The sequence below is a fragment of the Sphingomonas trueperi genome, from assembly GCF_040545665.1.
GTDB lineage: Bacteria > Pseudomonadota > Alphaproteobacteria > Sphingomonadales > Sphingomonadaceae > Sphingomonas > Sphingomonas trueperi_B.
Genome location: NZ_JBEPMH010000001.1, coordinates 1,245,320 through 1,270,233 on the forward strand (window position 1 = coordinate 1,245,320; position 24,914 = coordinate 1,270,233).

At 67.6% G+C, this 24,914-nt stretch carries 27 protein-coding genes; 11 read left to right on the forward strand and 16 right to left on the reverse strand.

Annotated elements, in window-relative coordinates; genetic code table 11:
- Nucleotides 1-18 precede the first annotated feature (18 nt).
- Nucleotides 19-1,128, reverse strand: coding sequence for a tRNA 2-thiouridine(34) synthase MnmA (gene mnmA, locus ABIC65_RS05865; RefSeq protein WP_354307404.1), 1,110 nt, complete (start codon nt 1,126-1,128; stop codon nt 19-21).
- A gap of 156 nt (nt 1,129-1,284) precedes the next feature.
- Here mnmA and ABIC65_RS05870 point away from each other — a divergent pair, with 156 nt between their 5' ends.
- From ABIC65_RS05870 to ABIC65_RS05880, 3 genes are all read left to right on the forward strand, one after another.
- Nucleotides 1,285-1,512, forward strand: coding sequence for a hypothetical protein (locus ABIC65_RS05870; protein WP_354307406.1), 228 nt, complete (start codon nt 1,285-1,287; stop codon nt 1,510-1,512).
- A 105-nt stretch (nt 1,513-1,617) separates the two neighbouring features.
- Complete coding sequence (gene sciP / locus ABIC65_RS05875) at nt 1,618-1,917, forward strand: CtrA inhibitor SciP (protein WP_066721323.1); 300 nt, start codon at nt 1,618-1,620, stop codon at nt 1,915-1,917.
- 122 nt (nt 1,918-2,039) lie between these two features.
- Nucleotides 2,040-2,297, forward strand: coding sequence for a GlsB/YeaQ/YmgE family stress response membrane protein (locus tag ABIC65_RS05880; RefSeq protein WP_064310489.1), 258 nt, complete (start codon nt 2,040-2,042; stop codon nt 2,295-2,297).
- 70 nt (nt 2,298-2,367) lie between these two features.
- On the opposite strand, the gene ABIC65_RS05885 is transcribed toward ABIC65_RS05880, so the two are convergent.
- The gene (locus ABIC65_RS05885) at nt 2,368-3,093 is read right to left on the reverse strand and encodes an SIMPL domain-containing protein (RefSeq protein ID WP_354307408.1); all 726 of its coding nucleotides are present in this window, start codon (nt 3,091-3,093) and stop codon (nt 2,368-2,370) included.
- A 270-nt stretch (nt 3,094-3,363) separates the two neighbouring features.
- Here ABIC65_RS05885 and ABIC65_RS05890 point away from each other — a divergent pair, with 270 nt between their 5' ends.
- The 3 genes from ABIC65_RS05890 (at nt 3,364) to ABIC65_RS05900 (ending at nt 8,971) form a co-directional block, all read left to right on the forward strand.
- Nucleotides 3,364-4,545: an efflux RND transporter periplasmic adaptor subunit gene (locus ABIC65_RS05890; protein ID WP_354307410.1), complete on the forward strand. Its 1,182-nt coding sequence runs from the start codon at nt 3,364-3,366 to the stop codon at nt 4,543-4,545.
- A 12-nt stretch (nt 4,546-4,557) separates the two neighbouring features.
- Nucleotides 4,558-7,725 carry an efflux RND transporter permease subunit gene (locus ABIC65_RS05895; RefSeq protein ID WP_354307412.1) on the forward strand — a complete coding sequence of 1,056 codons (3,168 nt, stop codon included), beginning with the start codon at nt 4,558-4,560 and terminating at the stop codon, nt 7,723-7,725.
- 247 nt (nt 7,726-7,972) lie between these two features.
- A complete protein-coding gene (locus tag ABIC65_RS05900) occupies nt 7,973-8,971 on the forward strand; it encodes an LLM class flavin-dependent oxidoreductase (RefSeq protein WP_354307414.1) in 999 nt (332 codons plus the stop codon).
- A gap of 44 nt (nt 8,972-9,015) precedes the next feature.
- Here ABIC65_RS05900 and ABIC65_RS05905 read toward each other — a convergent pair whose 3' ends face one another.
- The 4 genes from ABIC65_RS05905 to ABIC65_RS05920 form a co-directional block, all read right to left on the reverse strand.
- Entirely contained in the window at nt 9,016-9,579 is a 564-nt protein-coding gene (locus tag ABIC65_RS05905; RefSeq protein ID WP_354307416.1) for a hypothetical protein, read from the reverse strand.
- A 166-nt stretch (nt 9,580-9,745) separates the two neighbouring features.
- Nucleotides 9,746-11,053: a sensor histidine kinase gene (locus ABIC65_RS05910; protein ID WP_354307788.1), complete on the reverse strand. Its 1,308-nt coding sequence runs from the start codon at nt 11,051-11,053 to the stop codon at nt 9,746-9,748.
- 121 nt (nt 11,054-11,174) lie between these two features.
- Nucleotides 11,175-11,843, reverse strand: coding sequence for a response regulator transcription factor (locus ABIC65_RS05915; RefSeq protein WP_064310484.1), 669 nt, complete (start codon nt 11,841-11,843; stop codon nt 11,175-11,177).
- Nucleotides 11,844-11,885: 42 nt separating this feature from the next.
- Entirely contained in the window at nt 11,886-12,230 is a 345-nt protein-coding gene (locus tag ABIC65_RS05920; protein ID WP_183049286.1) for a hypothetical protein, read from the reverse strand.
- A gap of 117 nt (nt 12,231-12,347) precedes the next feature.
- Between ABIC65_RS05920 and ABIC65_RS05925 the strand changes: the two genes are divergently transcribed.
- A complete protein-coding gene (locus ABIC65_RS05925) occupies nt 12,348-14,132 on the forward strand; it encodes an ABC-F family ATP-binding cassette domain-containing protein (protein ID WP_354307418.1) in 1,785 nt (594 codons plus the stop codon).
- 130 nt (nt 14,133-14,262) lie between these two features.
- On the opposite strand, the gene ABIC65_RS05930 is transcribed toward ABIC65_RS05925, so the two are convergent.
- From ABIC65_RS05930 to ABIC65_RS05950, 5 genes are all read right to left on the reverse strand, one after another.
- Nucleotides 14,263-14,889, reverse strand: a complete 627-nt coding sequence (locus ABIC65_RS05930; protein ID WP_354307420.1) for a PEPxxWA-CTERM sorting domain-containing protein — start codon at nt 14,887-14,889, stop codon at nt 14,263-14,265.
- A 361-nt stretch (nt 14,890-15,250) separates the two neighbouring features.
- Nucleotides 15,251-16,060 carry a DUF815 domain-containing protein gene (locus ABIC65_RS05935; protein WP_354307422.1) on the reverse strand — a complete coding sequence of 270 codons (810 nt, stop codon included), beginning with the start codon at nt 16,058-16,060 and terminating at the stop codon, nt 15,251-15,253.
- A gap of 186 nt (nt 16,061-16,246) precedes the next feature.
- Nucleotides 16,247-17,119 carry an LOG family protein gene (locus ABIC65_RS05940; protein ID WP_354307424.1) on the reverse strand — a complete coding sequence of 291 codons (873 nt, stop codon included), beginning with the start codon at nt 17,117-17,119 and terminating at the stop codon, nt 16,247-16,249.
- Nucleotides 17,120-17,158: 39 nt separating this feature from the next.
- Nucleotides 17,159-17,854, reverse strand: coding sequence for an extensin family protein (locus ABIC65_RS05945; RefSeq protein ID WP_354307426.1), 696 nt, complete (start codon nt 17,852-17,854; stop codon nt 17,159-17,161).
- Between the two features lie 68 nt (nt 17,855-17,922).
- Nucleotides 17,923-18,324: an acyl-CoA thioesterase gene (locus ABIC65_RS05950; RefSeq protein ID WP_354307427.1), complete on the reverse strand. Its 402-nt coding sequence runs from the start codon at nt 18,322-18,324 to the stop codon at nt 17,923-17,925.
- Nucleotides 18,325-18,392: 68 nt separating this feature from the next.
- Here ABIC65_RS05950 and ABIC65_RS05955 point away from each other — a divergent pair, with 68 nt between their 5' ends.
- Nucleotides 18,393-18,599: a hypothetical protein gene (locus ABIC65_RS05955; RefSeq protein ID WP_354307429.1), complete on the forward strand. Its 207-nt coding sequence runs from the start codon at nt 18,393-18,395 to the stop codon at nt 18,597-18,599.
- Here ABIC65_RS05955 and ABIC65_RS05960 read toward each other — a convergent pair whose 3' ends face one another.
- The 4 genes from ABIC65_RS05960 to ABIC65_RS05975 all read right to left on the reverse strand — a co-directional run bounded on the left by ABIC65_RS05960 (nt 18,600) and on the right by ABIC65_RS05975 (nt 21,458).
- Nucleotides 18,600-19,232, reverse strand: a complete 633-nt coding sequence (locus tag ABIC65_RS05960; RefSeq protein ID WP_354307431.1) for a hypothetical protein — start codon at nt 19,230-19,232, stop codon at nt 18,600-18,602.
- Nucleotides 19,233-19,287: 55 nt separating this feature from the next.
- Complete coding sequence (locus tag ABIC65_RS05965; RefSeq protein WP_354307432.1) at nt 19,288-19,692, reverse strand: ExbD/TolR family protein; 405 nt, start codon at nt 19,690-19,692, stop codon at nt 19,288-19,290.
- 109 nt (nt 19,693-19,801) lie between these two features.
- Nucleotides 19,802-20,143, reverse strand: a complete 342-nt coding sequence (locus tag ABIC65_RS05970; protein ID WP_354307434.1) for a DNA primase — start codon at nt 20,141-20,143, stop codon at nt 19,802-19,804.
- 79 nt (nt 20,144-20,222) lie between these two features.
- Nucleotides 20,223-21,458: a multidrug effflux MFS transporter gene (locus ABIC65_RS05975; protein WP_354307436.1), complete on the reverse strand. Its 1,236-nt coding sequence runs from the start codon at nt 21,456-21,458 to the stop codon at nt 20,223-20,225.
- A gap of 104 nt (nt 21,459-21,562) precedes the next feature.
- Between ABIC65_RS05975 and ABIC65_RS05980 the strand changes: the two genes are divergently transcribed.
- The 3 genes from ABIC65_RS05980 (at nt 21,563) to ABIC65_RS05990 (ending at nt 24,525) form a co-directional block, all read left to right on the forward strand.
- The gene (locus ABIC65_RS05980) at nt 21,563-22,048 is read left to right on the forward strand and encodes a hypothetical protein (protein WP_354307438.1); all 486 of its coding nucleotides are present in this window, start codon (nt 21,563-21,565) and stop codon (nt 22,046-22,048) included.
- A 99-nt stretch (nt 22,049-22,147) separates the two neighbouring features.
- Nucleotides 22,148-23,098, forward strand: a complete 951-nt coding sequence (locus ABIC65_RS05985; RefSeq protein ID WP_354307440.1) for an isopenicillin N synthase family dioxygenase — start codon at nt 22,148-22,150, stop codon at nt 23,096-23,098.
- A 134-nt stretch (nt 23,099-23,232) separates the two neighbouring features.
- Complete coding sequence (locus tag ABIC65_RS05990) at nt 23,233-24,525, forward strand: homoserine dehydrogenase (RefSeq protein ID WP_354307442.1); 1,293 nt, start codon at nt 23,233-23,235, stop codon at nt 24,523-24,525.
- A 16-nt stretch (nt 24,526-24,541) separates the two neighbouring features.
- On the opposite strand, the gene ABIC65_RS05995 is transcribed toward ABIC65_RS05990, so the two are convergent.
- Nucleotides 24,542-24,871, reverse strand: a complete 330-nt coding sequence (locus tag ABIC65_RS05995; protein ID WP_354307444.1) for a hypothetical protein — start codon at nt 24,869-24,871, stop codon at nt 24,542-24,544.
- Nucleotides 24,872-24,914 lie beyond the last annotated feature (43 nt).

Below are 24,914 nucleotides of genomic sequence, written 5' to 3' on the forward strand. Positions count from 1 at the left end.
AGCTTTCGCCTGAGCGGTTTAGGCGGCTAGCGCCTGCGCGCGCTCGGTCTCTGCGATCCAGCCCCCGCCGAGCACGCGGTCGCCGGCATAGAGCACCGCCGCCTGGCCCGGCGCCACACCGTACTCGGGAGTCTCGAACACTACCCGATCGCCCTCCATCCGCGCCGGCACCGGCTTGGCGAGGCTGCGCACCTTGGCGGTCATCGGCCCGGCATAGTCGCCAGCGAGCCAGTTGATATTCTCCAGCCGCGCCGCGCCCACGGCCAGCGCCCGGCGCGGGCCGACGACGACGCGCTTGGTCTCGGGCTCCAGCCGCAGGACGTAATAGGGCTCGGGCGCGCCGCCGATCTCCAGCCCGCGGCGCTGGCCGACGGTGAAATGGATCAGCCCACGATGCTCGCCGAGCCGGGCGCCGCTTTCGTCGACGATCTCGCCGCCCGCCTCGGCCTCCGGCCGCAGCTTCTTGACCAGCGTCGCATAGTCGCCGTCGGGGACGAAGCAGATGTCCTGGCTGTCGGGCTTGCCGGCGACGCCCAGCCCCAGTTCGGCGGCGAGCGCGCGAACCTCGGGCTTGGGCAGGCCGCCCAGCGGAAAGCGCAGATAGTCGAGCTGGCCCTGCGTCGTCGCGAACAGGAAATAGCTCTGGTCGCGCGCCGGATCGGCGGCGCGGTGGAGCTCGGCCCCCTCGGCGCCCACCACCCGGCGGACATAATGGCCGGTGGCGAGGCAATCGGCACCGAGGTCGCGCGCGAGCGCGAACAGATCGGTGAACTTCGGCCCCATGTTGCACTTCACGCAGGGGATCGGGGTGCGGCCGGCCATATATTCGTCGGCGAAGTCGTCGATCACCTGGGTCTGGAAGCTGCTCGCATGGTCGAAGACGTAATGCGCGATGCCGAGCTTGTCGCACACCGCGCGCGCATCACGAATGTCGCGGCCGGCGCAGCAGCTGCCGGCGCGGCCCACCACCTCGCCATGATCGTAGAGCTGGAGCGTGATGCCGATCGTCTCCGCGCCGCTGCGCGCGGCGAGCGCGGCGACGACGGAGGAGTCGACGCCGCCGGACATGGCGACGACGATGCGCCGACGGGCAAGCGGCTCGGCTAGCTGGAAATCACCGGGGTTCATGGCCGCCCAGATAGGGCAGCCCCGTACAGGATGCCACCCGGGGTCGGCGGAAACCTGCCAGACATGGAAGTTAAGCCGAGGTTTTCGGCGCCTTTACGGCCCTTTCAGCACTCGCGGTTTATACTGCGCGCTCGAAGGACGACTGGAAACGCATTGGTGGACTTGAGTTTTGCCCATCCGAACCGCGACTTGGGCACTGCGACGCTCCCGACGGGGCTCGCCGTGCTGATGGCGATGGTGACGAGCCGGCAGGCCGCCAGCTTCACCGCGCGAATCCAGACCCGGCTTTCGATGCCGCTTCCCGTGGCAGCGCTGCTCGCGCCGGCCGATGGCTGTTTCCATCGCGCCGCCGCAGCCGCGCTGCACCAGTGGGGAGAGGGGTGAAGCGAACGTTTACCTTGCCATTTTAGCCGATGTTCAAGGCAGGCCGGTAAAAGTCGTTTCACGGTTGCGTAACAGGGGCGGCCGGCCCCGAAGAGGTTTTGGTAGATGATTGAGAACCAGAAGATCCGTCCTGCCAAGGTGATCGGTCCGCTCGGCGAACCGCTGACCCTGGACAGCCTGCCGCCGCCGAACACCACCCGTTGGGTGGTGCGCCGCAAGGCCGAAGTCGTCGCCGCCGTGAACGGCGGGCTGCTGACCGTGGACGAGGTGTGCGATCGCTACGGCCTGACCGTCGAGGAATTCGCCGGCTGGCAGCGCGCGATCGATCGTTCGGGCATGCCGGGGCTGCGCGTCACCCGCATCCAGCATTATCGCTCGCTCTACGAACGCCAGCAGAAGTTCTGATTTTTTCGTCTCGCGTCCCGAAAGTTCCCTTGACAACGTAAAATATCGTTCTGGAACCAACCGACCATTCGCGGATTTCCCATTACGTCGCCCGGGTCGCCGGGCAAGTAAAGGAGGGACGAATGGTAGGCTTTATCGTTTGGCTCGTCATCGGCGGCGTCGTCGGCTGGCTTGCAAGCATCATCATGCGGACCGATGCCCAGCAGGGTATCTTCCTGAACATCGTCGTCGGCATCGTCGGCGCGTTCGTCGGCGGACTTCTGTTCGGCGGTAACATCAACAGCGGCGTGATCACCCCGATGACCTTCCTGGTCTCGCTGGTGGGTGCGGTCATCCTGCTGGCGATCGTCAACCTGGTGCGTCGCGGCGCGGTGCGTTAAGCATCCCGCTTCCACCAGACCAACAAAAAGGGCCGTCCCAGCCGGGGCGGCCCTTTTTTTCATGTCCGGATCATTTCAGCAGGAAGCGCACCGAAACGCTGGCGGTGACCTTCTGCTCTCCGGGCACGATCGCGGTATCGGCCTCGGCCATCATCGCCTTGCCGCGCATCAGCATCGGCACCGGCTGCGGCATCTGCGGCATGCCGGCCTCCGAGATCAGCAGGATGCGATCAACCTTGAGCCCCGCCGCCTGCGCGTAGAGCGTGGCGCGAGCCTTGGCCTTGGCGATCGCGTCGCGCCGCGCCTCGTCGAGCGCGCCGTCCTCGTCGGCGAGCGTGAGGTTCGGGCCCGAGATGTTGTTCGCGCCCTGCGCGACCAGCGCATCGAGGATCGTGCCGCTCTTGGCGACGTCGCGGAAGCGTACGGTCAGCTGGTTCGATGCCTGATAGCCGGTGATCACCGGCGGCTTGTTCTCCTGATAGCGATATTGCGGCGCGAGATTGACCGAACTGGTCTGCAGGTCGCGCTCGGCGATGCCGGTCTTGCGCAGCGCAGCCAGCACCGCCGCCATCCGCGCGGCGTTCTGCTGCATCGCCTCGCCGGCGGTGCCGGCGGTGGTGACCACCCCGGCCTGGATCAGCGCGAGATCGGGCACGCGGGTGCTGGTGCCCTCGGCAACGATGTCGAGCACGGTGCCGTCGGCCGGGATCGGCTGGGCGGCCGGCTGCACCTGCGCGAATGCCTGGGGCGAAGCGGCCAGCGCGAGCAGCGCGGCGAGCGGCAGAGAGCGGATCATGGGGATGTTCCTCCTGTTGTTTGTCGTCATCCTACACCGGCTTGTCGACGCCTGCACACGAACGCAGGCTGAACGAAGCGGCGACGACAAACGATTGATGTTACTTGCAAGCACCGGCAGACGCCGAACTTTATTCTTTGGTGTCACTTGCGCGCGCACATGCAACCGGGCATGCCGCCGCGCGTTGCTACACCGGCCTTGCCGCCGGTGATATATTCCTATAATACAGTGCGACGAGGGGCGCGCATGCGCTCCGAACGAGGTGGGCGCATGAATTACGAGGCAGGGATGTTGGATCGGCAGGAGCAGCTCGGGTTCGAGGGGGAACCGGCGCGGCGCGGGCGGCGGTGGCTGTGGATCGGCCTTGGCGCCTTCGTGCTGGTCGTGATCGCCGGTTTCCTGCTGATGGGGCGCTCGGCCAACAAGCCCGTTCCCGCCGCCAAGGGCGGCAAGGATCAGAGCCAGCTGCTGACCGTCACCGTCTCCGCACCGGGCCAGCAGACCGCGTCGACCATCGTGACCGGCACGGGCAGCCTCGCCGCCAAGCGCGAGATGCCGGTCGGCGTCGCGGGCGAGGGCGGCCTCGTCACCCGCGTGCTGGTCGATGCCGGCAGCTGGGTGCAGAAGGGGCAGGTGCTCGCCGTGGTCGATCGCTCGGTCCAGGCGCAGACCGCTGAATCGCTCGCCGCGCAGATCCGCGTCGCCGAGGCCGATGCCAAGCTCGCCCAGGCGAATCTCGAGCGTGCCGAGAAGCTGGTCGGAAACGGATTCATTTCCCGCGCCGATATCGACCAGAAAACCGCCGCGCGCGACCAGGCGCTCGCCCGCGTCCGCGTCGCCAAGGCGCAGTTCGCCGAGACCCAGGCGCGCAACCACCGCCTCGACATCCGCGCGCCGGAAGCGGGCCTGGTGCTCGCCCGCCAGATCGAGCCGGGGCAGATCGTCAGCTCGGGATCGGGCACGCTGTTCCGCATGGCGATGGACGGGCAGCTCGAACTGCGCACCCAGCTTTCCGAAGCCGATGTCCAGAAGCTGCATGTCGGCGCACCGGCGGAAGTGACCCCGGTCGGCAGCGCGACCAGCTTCCGGGGGCAGGTATGGCAGGTCTCGCCGGTGATCGACCCGACCAGCCGGCTCGGCATCGCCCGCATCGCCCTGCCCTATAACCCGGCGCTTCGCCCCGGCGGCTTCGCCAGCGCGCGGATCGTCGCGGGTTCGGTCACCTCGGTGATCCTGCCGCAGTCTGCGGTGCAGAGCGACCAGCTGGGCACCTATGTCTACATCCTCAATGACAAGAACGAAGCGGTGCGCCGCGACGTGAAGACCGGCGACGTTTCCGACCAGGGCGTGCGGATCGCCAGCGGGCTGACCGGCAACGAGCGCGTGGTGATGACCGCGGGCGCGTTCCTCAATCCGGGCCAGAAGGTCATTCCCCAGCTCCAGAAGAAGTAAGGGATCGGCGCGATGAGCTTTCGCAACATCTCGGCCTGGGCCATCCGCAACCCGGTCCCGCCGATCGTCCTGTTCCTGTTCCTCACCATCGCCGGGCTGGTCAGCTTCAGCCGCATGGACGTGAACAACAGCCCGGACATCGACTTCCCGATCGTGTGGATCTCGATCAGCCAGCCCGGCGCCGCGCCGAGCGAGCTGGAAACGCAGATCACCCAGAAGGTCGAGAGCGCCGTCCGCAGCCTGCAAGGCATCGACGAGATCAACTCGACCGTCTCCGAAGGCAACACCCAGACGGTGGTGCAGCTGGCGATCGGCACCCCGATCGACCGTGCGGTGGAGGACGTGCGCAGCGCGATCCAGCAGATCCGCGGCAATCTGCCCGACGGCATCCTCGAGCCGCAGGTCGGCCGTGTCGACAGCGCCAGCAGCAACGACATCGCCAGCTTCACCGTCACCGCAACCGACATGACGGTCGAGCAGCTCTCCTGGTACATCGACAATAGCGTGTCGAAGGAACTGCTGTCGATTTCCGGCATGGCGGCGGTGCAGCGCAACGGCGGCGTCAACCGCGAGGTGAGCGTAGTGCTCGATCCGGTGAAGCTGGCCAGCTATGGCCTCACCGCGAGCCAGGTGAACCAGCAGCTCCGCCAGGTGAACCTGAACGCGGCGGGCGGCCGCGCCCAGATCTCCGGCTTCGAACAGTCGCTGCGCGTCGTCGGCAACGCCAAGGACGCCTATACGCTGGGGCAGAGCCAGATCGCGACCGGTACCGGCCGTACCGTGCGCCTCGCCGACATCGCGACCGTGAAGGACGGCTATGCCGAGCGCCGCAACTTCGCGCGCTATGACGGGCATCCGGTGATCTCGTTCGACATCCAACGCGCCAAGGGCGCCTCGGACGTCACCATCTACGAGGAAACGCAGAAGAAGCTGCAGGCGCTCGAGAAGGCGAACCCCAAGGTTCATTTCGAGCTGCTCGACAACTACAGCAAATACGCCAAGGAACAGTTCGACTCCGCGATGGAGGCGATGATCGAGGGCGCGGTGCTCGCCGTCGTCGTCGTGTTCCTCTTCCTGCGCGACTGGCGCGCGACCGTGATCTCGGCACTGGCGATCCCGCTCTCGGCGATCCCCAGCTTCTGGTTCATGGACATGATGGGCTTCACGCTCAACCAGATGACGCTGCTCGCGCTCAGCCTGGTCGCGGGCGTGCTCGTCGACGACGCGATCGTGGAGATCGAGAACATCGTCCGCCACATGCGGATGGGCAAATCGGCCTATCAGGCCTCGATCGACGCGGCGGACGAGATCGGCATCGCGGTGCTCGCCACCACCATGTCGATCGTCGCGGTGTTCCTGCCGGTGGGCCTGATGCCGGGCATCTCCGGCCAGTTCTTCAAGAATTTCGGCCTCACCGTGGTCGCCGCGGTGCTGATGTCGCTGGCCGTCGCCCGCATGCTCACGCCGATGATCGCGGCCTATTTCCTCAAGGCGCACGGCCATGTCGAACATGGCGGCGGGCCGGTGATGCGGGTCTATGTCCGGCTGCTCGAATGGACGCTGATGCACCGCTGGGTGGCGATCCTCGCCTATGTGCTGTCGCTCGGCGCCACGATCGGCCTGCTCGTCGGCATGCCCCAGACCTTCCAGCCGGCGCAGGACGAGGACACGGTAACCGCGACGATCGAGATGGTGCCCGGCACCACGCTGGAGCAGACCGACCGTGTCGTCCAGCAGGTGGCAGGCATCCTGCGCACCGAGCCGGCGGTGCAGCACACCTATGCCCGCACCTCGGTGGGCAATGGCCGCGTCACCGCGACGCTTGCCGAGAAGCACACGCCCGCGCGCACCGAAACCAGCACCGAGTTCGAGAAGCGCCTGGCGCCCAAACTGCTCGCCATCCCCGACGCGCGGGTGAATTTCCGCTCGCAGTTCGGCTGGGGTTCCTCGGGCCGTGACCTGACGATCACGCTGGGCGGCGAGGATCCCGAGCTGCTCAACAAGACCGCGCTCACCCTGATGAAGCAGATGGAGGGCCTCAAGTCGGTCGTCGCGCCGCGCATCTCGGGCGATCTGCAACGGCCCGAGATCGTGATCTCGCCGCGGCTCGACCTGGCGGCCGACCTCGGCGTGACCACCGCGGCGCTGTCCAACGCGATCCGCGTCGCGACGCTGGGCGACATCGAGCAGAACAGCGCGAAATTCTCGCTGTCTGATCGCCAAATCCCGATCCGCGTCGCGCTCGACCAGGATTCGCGCACCAAGCTCGACACGCTGCAGAACATGCGCGTGCAGACCCAGACCGGCGGTTCGGTGCCGCTCTCCGCGGTGGCGGACATCCGCTTCGCCGCGGGGCCGACCAAGGTGGAGCGCCTGAACCTCCAGCGCCGCCTGGTGGTGGGCGCCGACCTCGCGATGAACCCGGCGACGGGCAAGCCCTATGTCTCGGGCGACGTGATGAAGGAGATCCACAACCTCCCCATCATGAAGCAGCTGCCGGTGGGCGTGGCCGAGATGACGGTGGGCCAGGCCAAGTGGCAGGGCGAGATGATCCAGAACTTCATCGTCGCGCTGGCCTCGGGCATCTTCCTGGTCTTCGCGGTGATGGTGCTGCTGTATCGCCGCTTCGTCTCGCCGATCGTCAACATGGGCTCGCTGCTCAACGCGCCGCTGGGCGGGCTGATCATGCTGGCGATCCTGGGGATGCCGGTGAGCCTGCCCGTCTATATCGGCATGCTGATGCTGTTCGGCATCGTCGCCAAGAACTCGATCCTGCTCGTCGACTTCGCGCTGGAGGAGATGGAGAAGGGCGTGCCCAAGATGGAGGCGATCATCGACGCCGGCCGCAAGCGCGCCCAGCCGATCGTGATGACCACGATCGCGATGGTGGCGGGCATGGTGCCGACCGCGCTCTCGCTCAACGGCGACTCGTCGTTCCGCGCGCCGATGGGCGTGGTGGTGATCGGCGGCCTGATCGTCTCGACGCTGCTCACGCTGGTGATCGTGCCCGCGCTGTTCAGCCTCGCGGTAGGCCTCGAAGGCTGGCTGGGGCCGCGGCTGTCACGGCGGCTGCTCACCTACAAGCCGGGCGACGACGGCAGCCGGGTGCTCGGGCCGGCGGGTGCGCACGGCGCGATCGACCACAAGCCCGGCGACGACGAAGTGCAGCCGGCGGAGTAAGCAGCTCGCCCTCCTCCCCGTCGGCGGGGAGGGGCGGCCGCGTAACTAAACCTTCGTCATCCCGGCGAAAGCCGGGATCCATTGGGGTCTCCGTCACGGCGCTTGCTGATGCCGAGAGGCGAATGGATCCCGGCTTTCGCCGGGATGACGGTGGATGGAGATTTTTGCCCGAGCAGCGCGCGCATGAGCGACGGCACCGGCGCCTAACCCTCTGGCAACGCTGCCCCGGCGTCCCCACATCCCTCCCATGACTGCATATTCCCTGCTCGATCTGGTGCCCGTCGTCCAAGGCGGCACCGTGGGCCAGGCGCTCGCCAACGCCGCCGACCTCGCCGCCCATGCCGAGGCGCTCGGCTTCCAGCGCTACTGGATGGCGGAGCATCACGGCATGGAGGGCATCGCCAGCGCCGCCACCGCGGTGGTGATCGCGCATGTCGGCCAGGCGACCAGCACGATCCGCATCGGCGCGGGCGGCATCATGCTCCCCAACCATTCGCCGCTGCAGGTGGCCGAGGCGTTCGGCACGCTCGACGCGCTGTTCCCCGGCCGCATCGACCTGGGGCTGGGCCGCGCGCCGGGTTCGGACCAGCGCGTCTCCGCCGCGATCCGCCGCAACCTCGAGAGCGACGGCAACGACTTCCCGCAGGACGTGATGGAGCTGCAAAGCTATTTCGCCGACGACGGCCGCACCGGCATCCGCGCGACGCCGGGTGCGGGGGCGGACGTCAAGCTGTGGATCCTCGGCTCGAGCACCTTCGGCGCGCAGCTCGCCGCCGCGCTGGGGCTGCCCTATGCCTTCGCCTCGCACTTCGCGCCGGGGCTGCTCGACGAGGCGATCGCGGTCTATCGTCGCAACTTTCGCCCGTCCGAGGCGCTGGCCAAGCCGCACGTGATGTTGGGCTTCAACGTGTTCGGTGCCGACAGCGATGAGGAGGCGGAATATCTCGCCAGCTCGCAGCAACAGGCGTTCGTCGCGATCCGCACCACCGGGCGCGGCATCCAGCTGCCGCCGCCGGTGCGCGGCTATCGCGAGAGCCTGGGGACGCAGGGCAATGCCGTGCTCGATCATGTGCTCTCGGCCTCGGCGATCGGCGGCCCCGCCAAGGTCCGTCGCGAGATCGAGGCCTTCATCGAACGCACCCAGGCCGACGAGCTGATGCTCACCAGCGCGATGTTCGACCACCAGGCCCGAAAGCGCAGCCTGGAGATCGCCGCCGAGGCGATGCGCGCGGTCGAACCTGCCTGAGGAGTCGGGGCGGCGCGTGCCCCCGCAGCGCCGCCCCCGCCCGGTCAGGCCAGGGTATCGAGGACCAGACCGGTCGACTTGGTGCTGCTGCTCTTGCTGGTGTCGCCCGACGCCGAATAGCTGGTCGTGTCCTTGGACTGGTCGCGCAGCTGCTTGAGGAATTGCGAGACCGCATCGCTCGCGGCGTCAGCGGTAGTCGTAGCGGTGGCGGCGGCGTCCGTGTCGGTGTCCGCGTCCGCGTCCTGCGCGGGCGGCGGGCCTTCCGGGCCCTTGCCGCCATGGGTGCCGTGCGGACCATGCTTGCCGCCCGCACCCTTGGCGAACATGCTCTTGAGTTCGGTCGCCTGGTCCTCGGTGAGCGTGCCGTTGTCGACCTGACCCTGGATCAGCGACTCCATCTTCGCCTTCATGTCGCCCGACGGCTTGGTGCCGACGCTCCGCTCCGACGCGAGGCTCGAATCGATCGAATCGAGCGCGGTGGACAGCGCACTCTGATCGGTCGCGCTGATCTCGCCCGAGGAAACGGCGGCGGAGATCCGGTCGTTGATGCGATCGCGCGGCGACGGCATCGTCGTCGCGGCGGTGGAAAGTGCAGCGATACTGCTCATGGTGCCCTCCAATGGGGAAAATATCCCGCGCCATATTAAACCATATAGGTTAAATGACCGTTACTGCTTCGGAAGGTTTCGGGCGGCAGCGCGCAGGCGCAGGTCAACGATCGCCCTCTGCACGGCGTGCATCACAGCGGAATTTCACGATATTGCGGCGGCGAAATCAGCCCGCGGCGGGCAGACGCAGGCGAACGAGCAGACCGCCCAGGTCCTCGCTCTCTTCCAGACTGACGGTGCCGCCATAGATTTCGGCCACGTCGCGGACGATCGCCATGCCGAGGCCGGTGCCGGGCTTGCCGGTATCGAGCCGAACGCCGCGATCGAAGATGCGGATGCGATCGGCCTCGGGGATGCCCATGCCGTCGTCCTCGACCAGGATCTCGACGAAGCCCGATTCGAGCCGTGCGGTGACGAACACGCTGCCGCCGCCGTACTTTGCCGCGTTCTCGACGAGGTTGCCGAGGATCTCGTCCAGATCCTGCCGCTCGATATGGGCGACCGCGTCCTTCACCCCGTCGACGTCGATGCGGACATTGGGGTAGAGCCGCGCCACCGCACGCTCCACCGCCTCGATCGACGGCCACACCTCGGCGCGGCTGTGCGCGCTGCCGCGCCGGCCGACGGCACGCGCGCGGGCGAGATGATGGTCGATCTGCCGCCGCATCGTCCGCGCTTCGCGGATCACGGTATCGGGCAGGTCTTCCTGCCCGGCGGCGGCGGCGTTCATGATGACGCTGAGCGGCGTCTTGAGCGCATGGGCCAGGTTGCCGGCATGGCGCCGTGCCTCCTCGGCCTGGCGATCGTTATGCTCGACCAGCGCGTTGAGTTCGTCGACCATCGGCCCGACCTCGGCCGGCATCGGTCCGCCGACCCGCTGGGTCTGGCCGGCGCGGAGCCTGGCAATCTCGCGCCGGACTTTGCGTAGCGGGCGGAGGCCGTACCAGGTCTGCAGCGCCGCCATCGCCACCAGCCCCAGCCCGAGCAGCGCGAAGCTGCGGACCAGCGTGCGGCGGACGGTCGCGATCTGCGCGTCGAGCACGTCGCGGCTCTCGGCTACCTGGAAGCGCCAGCGCACCGGTGAGCCCGGCAGCTTGAGGTCGCGCTCGGCGATCCGCAGCTTCTGATCCGGGAACTGGTTGCTGTCGTAGAAATGCATTTCGCGGTCGTTGTGGACCTGATCGACTTTGAGGCGCCGGTCCCAGAGCGAACGCGAATAGAAGGGCTCGAACCCTTGGCCGCTGATCTGCCAATAGGCCCCCGAATTGGGCTCGAGGAAGCGCTGGTCGGCAAGTTCGCGGTTCAGCACCACCTCGCCGTTCGAACCCAGTTCGGCCGAGACGATCATCGACGAGACGAGATAATCGAGCTGGTCGTCGAAATTGCGGGTGATCGCGGAGGTCAGCACCCGGTCGAGCGCATAGCCGCCGCCGACGAGCAGCAGCAGGATCCACGCTGTCGCGACGAGCAGCATGCGCCGGCTGACCGAGCCGGTGACGCGCACCGGCCGGCGTTCGCGCGGATCGGCCTCTACGGGCGCGGGCGCGGCGTCTTGTTCCTCGCCGGAGATCAGCGTCGCGTCCACCCGCCCGGCCTCAGGTGAAGCTGGCTTCGTCGAGGCTGTAGCCCAGGCCGCGGATGGTGGTGATCACGTCGGCGCCCAGCTTTTTGCGGATGCGGGTCACGAACACTTCGATCGTGTTCGAATCGCGATCGAAATCCTGGTCGTAGATATGCTCGATCAGCTCGGTGCGGCTGACCACCTTGCCCTTGTGGTGGAGCAGGTAGCTGAGCAGCTTATATTCCTGCGCGGTCAGTTTCACCGGCTCGCCCGCCTTGGTGACCTTGCCCGAGCGCGTGTCTAGCCGGATGTCGCCCGCGGTCAGCTCGGCCGAGGCATTGCCAGAAGCGCGGCGGATCAGCGCGCGCAGCCGGGCGATCAGCTCCTCGGTCTGGAACGGTTTGGCGACATAGTCGTCGGCGCCGGCATCGAGCCCCGCCACCTTGTCCGACCAGCTGTCGCGGGCGGTGAGGACCAGCACCGGCATGGTGCGGCCTTCCTTGCGCCAGCGATCGAGCACGGTCAGCCCGTCGATCTCGGGCAGGCCGAGATCGAGGATGATCGCGTCATATTGCTCGGTCGAGCCGAGGAAATGGCCTTCCTCGCCATCGGTCGCGAGGTCGACGGCATAGCCGGCGCCCTCGAGCGCGGTGCGCAGCTGGATCCCGAGATTGGGTTCGTCCTCGACGATCAGAAGTCGCATTCGCTGTCCCGTCCTTTTCTGAGTGCTCTGATTCTGTCTGCTCTAGCTGCCCATGCGGCGGAGGATCTGGCCGGTATGGCCGTCCACCTCCACCCAGATCACCGATCCATTGCGCAGGAACTTGAGCGTGTAAACGTCGTGCTCGGGATCATAGTCGAACCCGAGATATTGCGCGCCCGGCATCCGGGGAATCACGCGCCGCTCGATCTCGCGCGCGGGCAGATTCTGGCCTCGAAGCCGCCGCTCGCGCGCCGCACGCTGGCCGTCATCCTGCTCCGCGCCGATCGGGCGCGCGAGGACCGGGCTCGTGAGCGCGAGGCTCGCAAGACACGCGATCAGAACGGGTTTGACCAACATCGGCATCGGAATGGCATAGGGTCCGGGCATTGAATAGCCCCTGAACATGAACGACAGCCGCGGTTCGGCAATTGTGGCATTGGTGCATCGCCGCGGCCCATGCCTCGCCGCTTGCGGGGAGGCGCGCCGCCTCCTAGGTGCTGCACCATGGCTGCTCCGGTGCTTTCCTATGAAGGGCTGGGTCTCGTTCAGGGATCCGGCTGGCTTTTCCGCAATCTCGACCTGCATGTCGGCGAACGCGATCGGCTCGCGCTGATCGGCCGCAACGGTGCGGGCAAGACGACGCTGCTCAAGCTGATCGCCGGCGCGATCGACAGCGACGAGGGTCGCCGCACGATCGTGCCCGGCACCCGCGTGATCCTGCTCGAGCAGGAGCCGCGCATGCTCGGCTGCACCACGCTGATGGACTATGTCCTCTCCGGCGACGACGCCCCCGCCCAGCACGAGGCCGAGGCGATCGCCGACCAGCTCGGCATCGACCTGTCGCGCGAGGCGGCCACGGCCTCGGGAGGCGAGCGCCGCCGCGCCGCCATCGCCCGCGCGCTGGCGCAGGATCCGGACGTGCTGCTGCTCGACGAACCGACCAACCATCTCGATCTCGGTGCGATCGAATGGCTGGAAGACTGGATGACGCGCTACAAGGGCGCCTTCGTCGTCATCAGCCACGATCGTACTTTCCTCACCCGCCTCACGCGCCAGACGCTGTGGCTCGATCGCGGTTCCATCCGCCGCGCCGAGATCGGCTTTGGCGGGTTCGAGGCGTGGACCGAGCAGGTCTATGCCGAGGAGGAGCGCAACGCCCAGCGGCTCGACGCCAAGCTCAAGATCGAGGAGCATTGGCTGCAGCGCGGCGTCACCGGCCGCCGGCGGCGCAACCAGGGCCGCCTGTCGAAGCTGAAGGAAATGCGCGCCGAACGCGCCGCGATGACCGGCCCGCAGGGCACCGCCGCGCTCGCCACCGCTTCGGACGGCAACCAGACCAAGGTGGTGATCGACGCCAAGCACGTCACCAAGCGCTTCGGCGAGCGGACGATCATCAAGGATCTGACCTTCCGCGTCACCAAGGGCGACCGGATCGGCATCGTCGGCTCGAACGGCGCGGGCAAGTCGACGCTGCTCAAGATGCTGACCGGCGAGCTCCAGCCCGACGAAGGGACGGTGAAGCTCTCCCAGACGCTCGATGCGATCATCATCGACCAGCAGCGCAGCCTGATGGCGCCGGACAAGCGGGTGCGCGACGTGCTGGCCGACGGCGGCGACTGGATCGACGTGCAGGGCGTGCGCAAGCACGTCCATGGCTATCTCAAGGAATTCCTGTTCGATCCCAGCATCGCCGAGGCGCGGATCGGCACGCTGTCGGGCGGCGAGCGTTCGCGCCTGCTGCTCGCGCGCGAATTCGCCCGGCCGTCCAACCTGCTGGTGCTCGACGAGCCGACCAACGATCTCGACCTCGAGACGCTCGACCTGCTCCAGGAGGTGATCGCCGATTATGCCGGCACGGTGCTGATCGTCAGCCACGACCGTGACTTTCTCGATCGCACGGTGACGGTCACGCTCGGGCTCGACGGCAGCGGCACGGTCGACGTGGTGGTCGGCGGCTATGCCGATTGGGAAGCCAAGCGCCGGCCGCGCAACGAGGCGAAGAAGACGAGCAAGCCGACTGCTGCTGCGCCGGCGGTGGAAGCACCCAAGGCGCGGACAAAGCTCAGCTACAAGGACCAGCGCGACTACGAGCTGCTGCCCAAGCGCATCGAGGAGATCGACCAGACCATCGCCCGCGATGAGGCGCTGCTGGCCGATCCGGCGCTCTACACCAAGGATCCGGCGAAGTTCGCCAAGCTGAGCGAGGGCATCGCCAGGCTCCGCGACGAGAAGGATGCGGCCGAGATGCGCTGGCTGGAACTGGCGGAGATGGTGGAAGGGCTGGCGTAAAGCTCCAAAGGGGTTGGGGTGGGCCTGACAGAGCCCCGCGCCCAACCGTCATCGGCTCTCTCCCGCCCCAAAACGACGAACCCCGCCGGATCGCTCCGGCGGGGTTCGCGCTACCAGGGAGGCTGGGAGCTCAGTTCTTCGCGTAGCGGACCTTCACCGAGCGGCGCGAGGCGCGGAGCATGCCGCCCATCATGCCGAACCCGGCGATCATCAGGCCCCAGCTCGCCGGCTCCGGCACGGCCGACAGCGCGGTTGCCGAGAAGCTGGTCAGGCCATCGCCCTGCGTGGTCAGGGTCAGCAGCGCTGCCGTGTCGTCATAGCCGGCGATGCGGAACGTGCCCGATGCGACCAGCTTGAGGCTGCCGCCTGCGCTGTCCGTCGAGTAGGTGACCGACTGGATAGAGCTCAGGTCGAAGAAGATCGACGAACCGATGTCGAAGAACGACGCGACGGGGCCGCCGGCGAAGGTCGGCAGGTCCTTGATCGTGCCGCACGGCCCGACGCAGGTGATGCCCGAGAACACGCCCGATGTGCCCAGCGCGGCGAAGATGGTACCCGGCGCGCCGCCGTCGCCCATGGACGTGCCCGGGATGGCGAAGTTGTAGAAGTCGAGACCGGTGGCGGCACCCATGTTGGGCGCCCCGATCGGGCGGACGAAACCGTTGAAGCTGATTTGCCCGAGGATCTGCGCGGCCTGCGCGGGAACGGCCGCGCAGAGTAAGGCTGCCGCAGCAGCAAGCTTTGTGTGAATACGCATTGGCGCACCCTTTCCCTTGTTAACGGCGATGTGAGCGACTCGGCTCTGCGGCCGTTAACCCGACGTTAAGTTTATGAAAGGGAACAACAATAACGTTCTCAAAGATGAATATGCGAAGGTTTGCATTGTGCAGCGCCGAGCATGATGGTCCTTAACGCGGCCATATGTCTCGGAAGTTGCGACGCTGCGGGTGCAAACGATCTCCTCGGCCGAGCGGCCTAGGTGACAAACCTCCGTAACTACGCATAGATCGAAACGTCGTCGTAACGTTGCTGCACGCGCGCTAGGGCCGCTCCGCTCGTCGCGCCAACCGAACAAAGATGTACTTTTTCGGGACGGTCTCGCAAAAAATTATCGCGCTTCAGAGCCGCTTGCCCTGTCGGCCGGCGAGCTCGACCACATATTGCCAGGCGACTCTCCCGGAGCGGCTCCCGCGCCGTGTCGCCCATTGAACCGCGTCCTGCGGTTCGAAGTGGAGGCCATGCGCGTCGGCATAACCGCGCACGATCGCGACATAGGTGTCCTGGTCGACGACGTGGAAGCCGAGCGACAGGCCGAAGCGATCGGCGAGGGCGAGATCATCGTCGATGGAGTCGCGCGGGTTGATCGCGCTCGCCTGTGCGTCGATGTCGCGCGGGAGCAGGTGGCGGCGGTTGGAGGTGACCAGCAGGCGGCAATGCGCGGGCCGCGCCTCGGCACCGCCTTCGAGCAGCGAGCGCAGCGCCCGCGCATCGGCGGCGGCGTCGAAGCCGAGATCATCGAGGAAGATCGCGAAGGGCCGATCGGTGGTGGCGAGCAGCGCGAACAGCTCGGGCAGGGTCTCCAGATGCGTCGTCGCCGCCTCGACCAGAGCGAGCCGCCCGCCCTGCACCTGCACCTCGGCGACCGCGCCCTTGACCAGCGCCGACTTGCCGGTGCCGCGCGCCCCCCACAGCAGTACGTCCTGCGCGGCATGGCCGGCGGCGAGCCGCTCGAGATTGGCGAGCAGGGCGGTCCGCTGCTTCTCCACGCCCTGCAGCAGCGCGAGCGGGGTAGGGGCGAAGGCGCGCGCCGGCACGATGTCGCGCCCGCGCCACACATAGGCGGGGTGCGCCTCCAGATCGGCGGGCGGGGCAGGGGGCGGCGCCAGCCGTTCGAGCGCCTCGGCGATGCGGATCAGCGGATCGGTCATGGCGGCGCTATAGCGCAACGGGGGGCGGGTGCGAGCCCATCCATCCTCCCCTGGAAGGGGAGGTGGCACGCCCAGCGCGACCGAGGGTGTCGACGCTGGTGCGCTACCCCGCGATTGCAGCGGGGGATACCCCTCCACCGCCGCCTTGGGCGAAGGTCCCCCTCCCCCTCCGGGGGAGGATCGGGATCAGCCCGCCGTTTCCTTGTTCCGCCAGAAGTCCTGGACGATTTCCCAGCCTTCCTCGGCGGTTTCGCAGAAGCGGAACAGATTCAGGTCGCGCGGCGAGATCACGCCTTCGTCGCACAGCGCCTCGAAATTGACGACGCGGTTCCAGAACTCCTTGCCGTAGAACAGCACCGGAATCGGATCGACCTTGCCTGTCTGAATCAGCGTCAACAGCTCGAAGCTCTCGTCGAACGTGCCGAAGCCGCCGGGAAACACCGCGACCGCGCGGGCATGCAGCAGGAAGTGCATCTTGCGCAACGCGAAATAGTGGAACTGCATGCTCAGGCCCGGCGTGACATAGGGGTTGGGCGCCTGCTCGTGCGGCAGCACGATGTTGAGCCCGATCGTCTCCGCACCCACGTCACGGGCGCCGCGGTTGGCTGCTTCCATGATCGAGGGGCCGCCGCCCGAGGTGACGACGAAGTGGCGCTTGCCGGCCGCATCGAGCGGGAAGTTGCTCGCCAGCCGGCCCAGCTCGCGCGCCACGTCATAATATTTGGACTTGGCGACCAGGCTCTCGGCGATGCGCTTCTGCTGCTCGGTCTCGGCGAGCGCGAGCACCGCTTCGGCCTTGGCCGGTTCGGGGATGCGCGCCGAGCCGTAGATCACGAAGGTCGAGGCGATGTGCGCCTCGTCGAGCAGCAGCTGCGGCTTGAGCAGCTCGAGCTGGAAGCGGATCGGCCGCAGGTCCTCGCGCAGCAGGAAGTCCATGTCCTGGAAGGCGAGCCGGTAGGCGGGATGCTCGGTCTGCGGGGTGCCGGTGGCGGTGTTGGCGGCTTCGGCTTCCTGCTGGGCAGGGCGGAAGACGCGCGACGGGACTCTCGTATCGCTCATTGACCGCGGATTAGGCGCATCCGGGGCGGTTGGGAAGCCTCAGGCGCAGAACGGCCCCCGCCCCATATCGAGATGGAAATGATCGCGGTGGACGTAATTATAATTGGGGCTCAATACGGTAGCGAAACGTCTGCAGGCGGATGCGTGGATCGTCTCGAGGAACCTGCGGACGGCGGGATCCTGGTTCTGCCAGTCCTTGAGGATGGTGATCCGCCGCCCGTCGCGGAGCACGAACCCCGATACGTCGACCGCGTTGGCGCGACCATGTTCGGAAAGCTTGGTCGAGGCCTGCGGGCTGCCGACGATCGCCCGGCAGACATAGGTGCCGAACGTATCGACGCGCACGAGATCGCTGCCAAGGATCTGCCGCGCCGCGGGTGCCACGGCATATTGCACCCAGCCGGTGAAGGCGCGGGCGAGCGGGCAGCGCATGCCCTTGATGCCGCCCACCGGCACGCCGATGTCGATCAGCTGCACCGCGCCCTCGACGATGCAGCCCCCGCCATAATCGCGATCGGGCATCGCGCTGAACCGCACGCCGGCGCGGGAGAGATCGGTGAAGCATTGCTGCGTGTCGCGCGGCGTCGGCCGGTTGAGCGTGATCGGCGGGCTGCCGCGGGGGCGGACAGGGGTGGGGGCCGGGCGCTTGTCCCCGCCGCCGCTGCCGAAGATACAGGCCGAAAGCAGCAGGGGCAGGGCCAGTACCGCCAGCGGGAACACACGCGAGAACGCCATGGGCGTGCACCCTAGTCGAGTTCGGCGACGGCGCGAACCACGGTTCGTCGCGCCGACGACTCGCTTCGTCAGCGTGTCGCTTCGATGAAGCGATCGCCGAGTTCGGCCGGCACCCGCAGCAATCGGCCGGTGGCGCGGTCGAGCAACGCCCAGGTGGTCACCGCCTCCACCCGCACCTTGCCGTCTTGCCCCAGGAACCGGACATGGCGGTTGAAGCGGGCGCCGCGCGGCGGCTCGGGCACCCAGGTCTCGCCGGTCACCGTCTCGCCGGCGCGGACATTGCCGCGATAGTCGATCTCGTGGCGGGTGATCACCCAGACATAGGCAGCCTGGTCCTCGGGCGTGGCGAGGCTGTCCCAATGCGCGACCGCGATGTCCTGGATCCACGTCACCCAGACGGCATTGTTGACGTGCCCCAGCACGTCGATGTCGTCAGGGGTTGCGGTGATCTGGCGGGAGAAGCGGGGCATCACGAATCCTCGGTCGGTAACCATGGAGCGTAGCGCGGCGTTCACCCAAAGGGGAGCAGGTCCGCGCCATGCTGCCGCGCCGCCCCTCCGCCCTGTTCCGCAGCCGCTGGGCTGCATTGCTCTGGGCGGCCGGGGTGCTGTGGACCGCGGTGAGCGTCGCGGGGCTCGGCAAATCGCCAAGCCACGCCGTGCCGGTCGAAAATGCCACCGATGCGCTGGGGCAGCCGATCGACAATGAGGATCTGGCGCTGCTCCGCAACGTCATCGGCGGCTGATTATTGGGCCGGCTTGCCCGGATCATCCTGGAACTTGATCGCGCGAATGTGCCAGGCCTTTTGCTCTGCGGTCGCACCATCGATGTCGCCCGCCCGGTGCAGCGTCACCTCGCCGAGCTGGTAGAAGGGCTTGCCGGTCGCCTTGATACGCGCATAGACCTGCACCGGCACGGTGACGTAGCGCTGGCCGGCGCCCGCCTCGATCTGCCCGGGCGCGCCGACATTGGCGTGATATTCGGAATAGGAGGCGAAGCGCGCCGCGAACGCCTTGGCGTCGTCGCCCGAGGCCTTGCCGCCGTCGCTCCACAGCGCCCATGCCTGGTCGTAGCGGCCGCTTTCGATCAGCGCATAATAGGTCTGGACGACATTGGCGGCGCCCTGCGCGCTGTCGGGGGTGAACTTGGCCTCGCTCACCGGGGTGCGGTCGTCGGGCAGGCCGCCCGGCTGGCCGGGAGCGGGCGGGTTGAGCGGTTCGAGCTGCGCGTTGCCTGCCGCCTGCTCGGTCGCGGCGGGCGCGACCTGGTTGATCTCGGCGGTGCTCGCGGCGTTGGTCGTGTTGTCCGCCGCCGGGGGCAGCCCCGAGGAACAGGCAGCGAGCGAGCAGGCGGCAAGCAGGGCAGGGGTCAGGCGCATCCGGGTCTCTTCCAAAACGGGAACATGCGAACGAGCCACCGGATGCGCCGGTTCCTCAATCGGCCAGCGGCTGGTTACCGACGAAACCCAGTTTCACGATGTTGGCGCGCTTGATCGTGGCGAGGATTGCGTCGAAGCGATCGTACCGCGCCTCCGGATCGGCCTGCAGCTGGAGCACCGCCGCATCGGTGCGCAGGCCCGCCAGCTTGGCCGGCAGCGCGGCATCGTCGAGACGGATGCCGTCCCAGAACAGCGCGCCGGCCTTGTCGATCGCCAGCCGATGCGTCGCGTCGTCGGTGGCGGCGGGGCCGCCCTGCGGCAGGTCGACCGGCACCTTGTGGGTCACCATCGGCATGCTGAGGATCATCACGATCAGCAGCACCAGCATCACGTCGATGAACGGTGTGACGTTGATCGCGCCGATCGGCTGGGGCTCGGCGGTGGACACGAACTTGGGCATGACCTCTCCTCCCTCACTGCAATGGTATAACGTACCATTTCATGGCCGGGGAGCACATGCAAGGGGGATGGACGGCGCGCAGTACCGGCCGCGCGCCGTCCGCCGAGGATCAGGGCCGCAGCGCGACGTCATCCGGGTCGTCGAGTTCCTCGTCGAGATCGTCCTCGTCGACATCCTCGTCGTCGAAATCGTCCTGGATGTCGTCTTCGTCGAGGTCGTCCTCATCCTCGTCGGCGTCGTCGTCTTCCTCGCCGATCTCGTCGTCCGCCATCGACAGTTCGTCGAGATCGTCGTCGTCGTCCTCGCTGCCGCCCAGATCGGGGTTGATGTCGGTCAGCAGTGTGCCGTCGTCCGGCCCGTCGCCCGTCACCTCGAGGATTTCGGCGCGCTGGCTCTCGTCATAGCCTTCCGCGTCATACACGTCGTCGCTGGGACCCTGGGTGCCGCTCATCGCCAAACCTCATCACTGGCCCGGCGGGGATCGCCGGGGTTCGAATGCGCAACGGCGCTGGCCCCGGCTGCGTTCCGACTCAGCTCGGGCGGAACATCCGTCCGCGTTCCGTTACCGCTACTACCACGAGCGAGAGCGCACCCATCAGCAGAAAACCACTATACAGGGGGATGGTGGTGCCATCGAAGGCCTGGCCGATCGCCGCGCCGATCAGCGCGCCGGCGAGCGTCGTGACGAATCCCTGCAGGCTGGAGGCGGTCCCGGCGATCGCCCCCATCTTCTCCATCGCCATCGCGGAGAAGTTGGAGGTGGCAAGGCCGAAGCACGCCATCATCAGTGCCTGCAGCACCGCGAAACTCCACAGCGTTTCCCAACCGAGCACGGTAACGGCGAGGTGCACGCCCGCGAGGAGCGTCAGCAGGGTCAGCGCGGTGTGGGAGATCACCCGCGTGCCGAGGCGCATTACGATCCGGGAGTTGAGGAACGACCCCAGGGCCATCGTGCTCGCCACGCCGGCGAACACCACGGTCAGCAGGTCCGGGCGATGGAACACGTCGGCCATCACCTGCTGCACCGATCCGATGAAGCCGAACAGCGCGCCCGAAAGCAGGCCCGTCGCGATCGTGTAGCCCACCGCCGCGCGGTCCCGGAGCATGAGGCCGTAATCGGCGACCACGCGTGCCGGGCGGAGCGACTGGCGCGCGTCACCCGCCAGGGTCTCGGGCATGCGCAGCGCGAACCATAGCAGCACCAGCGCCGCGACGGCGCCGATGCCCCAGAAGATCGTCCGCCACGATCCGCCGGCCGAAAGGATGATCTGCCCCACCGCGGGGGCGAAGATCGGCGCGGCCATGAAGACGATGAACACCAGGCTCATCACCCGCGCCATCGCGCGGCCGGCATAGCAGTCGCGGACCAGCGCCACCGTCACCACCCGCGCGCCGGCTGCCGCCGTCCCCATCGCCACGCGCGCGACCAGCAGCAGCACGAAGCTGCCGGAAATCGCCGCGATCGCGCAGGTTACGACATAGCAGCCGAGCGCGACGAGCAGCACCGGTCGCCGCCCGAAGCGATCGGAAAGCGGCCCATAGGCGAGCTGCGCCACCGCGAACCCGATCAGGAAGGCGGTGATCACGAACTGGCGATGGTTGGCGGAATCGACACCCAGGCTGGCGCCGATCGCGGGCAGCGCCGGCAGCATCGAATCGATGCCGAGCGCGGTCAGCGCCATCAGCGCGGCGGCAAGCGGGACGAACTCGCCGAAGCGCAGCGGCGCCTGGCCGGCGGAAGCGGTGCTGAGGTGCGGGGCGTCCATCGCCCGGCCATGGCGCAAGCCTTACGCCACGTCACCCTTTTTCCCATTGACGTGAGTGCCCGCGCAACAACATTGCCAGGTGCAACCGCCGCAGGAGTATCCGCATGAATCGCCGTTTCGCACCCCTGTTGCTGCCGATCGCACTCGCCGCGTGCCATGGCAGCGCGAACATCAACTTCGACGGCAACGACAGCGACGGCAACAGCGTCATCTCCACCGATTCGAACGGCCGCATCCAGATCAAGGCGCCGGGGATCCAGGGCTCGATCACGCTGCCCAAGATGCCGCTGGACGCGAAGAATTTCGACATCGATGGGGTGACGCTCTATCCCGGTTCGACGCTGAAGAACCTCAAGGTCAACGACGGCACCGGCGACAAGGACGGCCAGGTGATCGTCGAGTTCGAGAGCCCGGCAGCACCTACAGTGGTGCGCGACTGGTTCCGCGACAACATGACCAAGCAGGGCTTCAAGGTGACGACCAAGGACGATAACCTGATCGGCACCACCGACGACGGCCAGCCGTTCGCGCTGCAGCTCAGCGCTCAGGGCGAAGCCAAGACCAAGGGGTTGATGCAGGTCGGCCGCTGATCCCGATCGGGACAGGGCGCCGGCCATTGGGAATCTTCCCAGGCTTGTGGGGCGGGTGGTGGCGGGACTAACCGCCGATTTTTGCGTTCGGAGACTGTGATGTTGGATACCCTGGCCGAAATTCCGGTGCTGTCGCTGGCGGCGCAGGCGAACGATCCGGAGGGCTTTGCCCAGGCGTTCGGCGGATCGTTCCAGCGCTTCGGCTTCGCCGTGGTGCGCGATCACGGTGTGCCGCAGGAATTGATCGAGCGCGCCTGGGCGCTGACCAAGGCGTTCTTCGAGCTGACCGAGGAAGAGAAGCGCGGCTATTACCTCCCCGGCGGCGGCGGCGCGCGCGGCTATACCCCGTTCAAGACCGAGATCGCCAAGGGCGCGACCCATGTCGACCTCAAGGAATTCTGGCATATCGGCCGCGAGCTGGCCGCCGGGCATCGCTTCGGCGAGGTGATGGCGCCGAACGTTTGGCCGGCCCAGCCCGATGGCTTCCGCGAGACCTTTATCGAGCTGTTCGCCGCCTTCGACACCGCGGGCGACAAGCTGCTCTCGGCGGTGGCCCGCTATCTGGGCCTGGCGCCCGACTGGTTCGACACCGCGGTGAAGGACGGCAATTCGGTGCTGCGCCTGCTCCACTATCCGCCGGTCGCGGCGGACGCTCCCGAGGTGCGTGCTGGCGCGCACGAGGACATCAACCTGATCACCCTGCTGCTCGGTGCCGAGGAAGCGGGCCTCGAACTGCTCGATCGCGACGGCAAGTGGCTGGCGGTGAAGCCGCCCGAAGGCGCGATGGTGATCAACGTCGGCGACATGCTGCAGCGGCTGACCAATCATGTCCTGCCCTCGACCACGCACCGCGTCGTCAATCCGCCGGCCGAGCGCCGCGGCCATTCGCGCTATTCGATGCCCTTCTTCCTGCATCCGGCGCCCGATTTCCTGATCAAGACGCTGCCGGGCTGCATCAACGCGGAGAATCCGAATCGCTATCCGGAGCCGATCACCGCGCATGACTATCTTCACGAGCGGCTCGTCGAGATCGGGCTGATCAAGAAATAAACAGCGCGTGGCGGCACTCGCCCGCGACAAAATCTGTCTTTCCTTCTAGGAAGAGAAGACGCTAGGGACGGAAGGCGGCGGTCGAGCGAAGTGCTCTGCCGCCGTCTTGCTGTAGAGTTTTAGAGGAACGAGGAATGGCGGAAGCGTTGCGCGTGGCACTGGCGGGGCTCGGTACGGTGGGCGGCGGCGTGATTCGCCTGCTCGACGCCAATGCCGAGCTGATTAGCCGCCGCGCGGGGCGCAGAATCGAGGTGGTCGCCGTTTCCGCCCGCGATCGCACCAAGGATCGCGGCATCGATCTGTCGCGCTTCGACTGGGTCGACGATCCCGTCGAACTCGCCCGGCACGCGAACGCCGATGTGGTGATCGAGCTGGTTGGCGGATCGGATGGCCCGGCGCTGGCGCTCGCCCGCGCGGCGCTCGGCGCCAACAAGAGCTTCGTCACCGCCAACAAGGCGATGATCGCGCATCATGGGCTCGAGCTCGCGGAAGCCGCGGAAACCGCGCAGGTCGCGCTCAAGTTCGAGGCGGCGGTGGCCGGCGGCGTGCCGGTGATCAAGGGCCTGCGCGAAGGCGCTGCGGCCAACGAGATCAGCCGGGTGTATGGCATCCTCAACGGCACCTGCAATTTCATCCTGTCGAAGATGGAGGCCGAGGGCCGCGACTTCGCCGAGATCCTCGCCGAGGCGCAGGCGCTGGGCTATGCCGAGGCGGACCCGACCTTCGACATCGACGGCATCGATGCCGCGCACAAGCTGTCGATCCTCGCCAGCATCGCCTTCGGCACCCAGCCGGCGTTCGGCGACCTCAAGGCCAGCGGCATCCGCCATATCCTGGCGGCCGACATCGCCGAGGCGGCGACGCTCGGCTACCGGGTGCGGTTGCTCGGCATCGCCGATGCGGGGCCGCACGGCCTGTTCCAGCGCGTCCATGCGCATCTCGTGCCGCTCGGCCATCCGCTGGCGCATGTCACCGGATCGACCAACGCGGTGGTGGCGGAAGGCAATTTCGTCGGTCGCCTGCTGTTCCAGGGCGCCGGCGCGGGCGACGGCCCGACCGCGAGCGCGGTGGTCGCCGACCTGATCGACATCGCCCGCGGCGAATTCGGCCCGCCCTACGCGATGCCGGCAGCGGCGCTCGTTTCGCAGCCCGCGGCGGACAGCGGCGAGCGGCGCGGGCGCTCCTATGTGCGGTTCACCGTGGCGGACCGCGTCGGCGTGCTGGCGGAAATCGCGGCAGCGATGCGCGACGCGGGCGTCTCGATCGAAAGCCTGATCCAGCGCGGCGTCAGCCCCGACGGCAGCGCGCTGGTCGCGATCGTCACGCACGAGGCGCCGGAGCGGAGCATCGCCCAGGCATTGGAGAAGCTGCGGGGATCGCAGAGCCTCACCGGCGAGCCGATGTGGATGCACATTCTCGACGCTTGAGCCGCGTCGCGTCGGCTCAGTAGTTCAGCTTGAGCAACTGCCGGCCGCTGCCGGGGCACACCGGCATGCCGGTGCGGTTGCAACTCGGCCCCTGCGCCGCGCGGACCATCTCGAGCTTGCGGTCGACCAACGGCTCCTGCGTGCCCGTCAGGCGAAAGTGGCTGCGCGTCTGGCGGGTCCCGCAGTCGCGCTCGATGTCGCATGCGCTGACCAGCGGCGAAAGGGCCGGGTGCGGCCGCGCTGATCGTTTGAGCGTCGCACGCACCACGCGTGGCCGCGCCACTGCCACCGCGCGCATCTTGCCGGCCATGGTGGCGCTATGGAGCGCCAATGCGATCAACAACATATGCCCTCCTGTCGTGTCCCGACAAGGCAACGCGCCGTTGCAT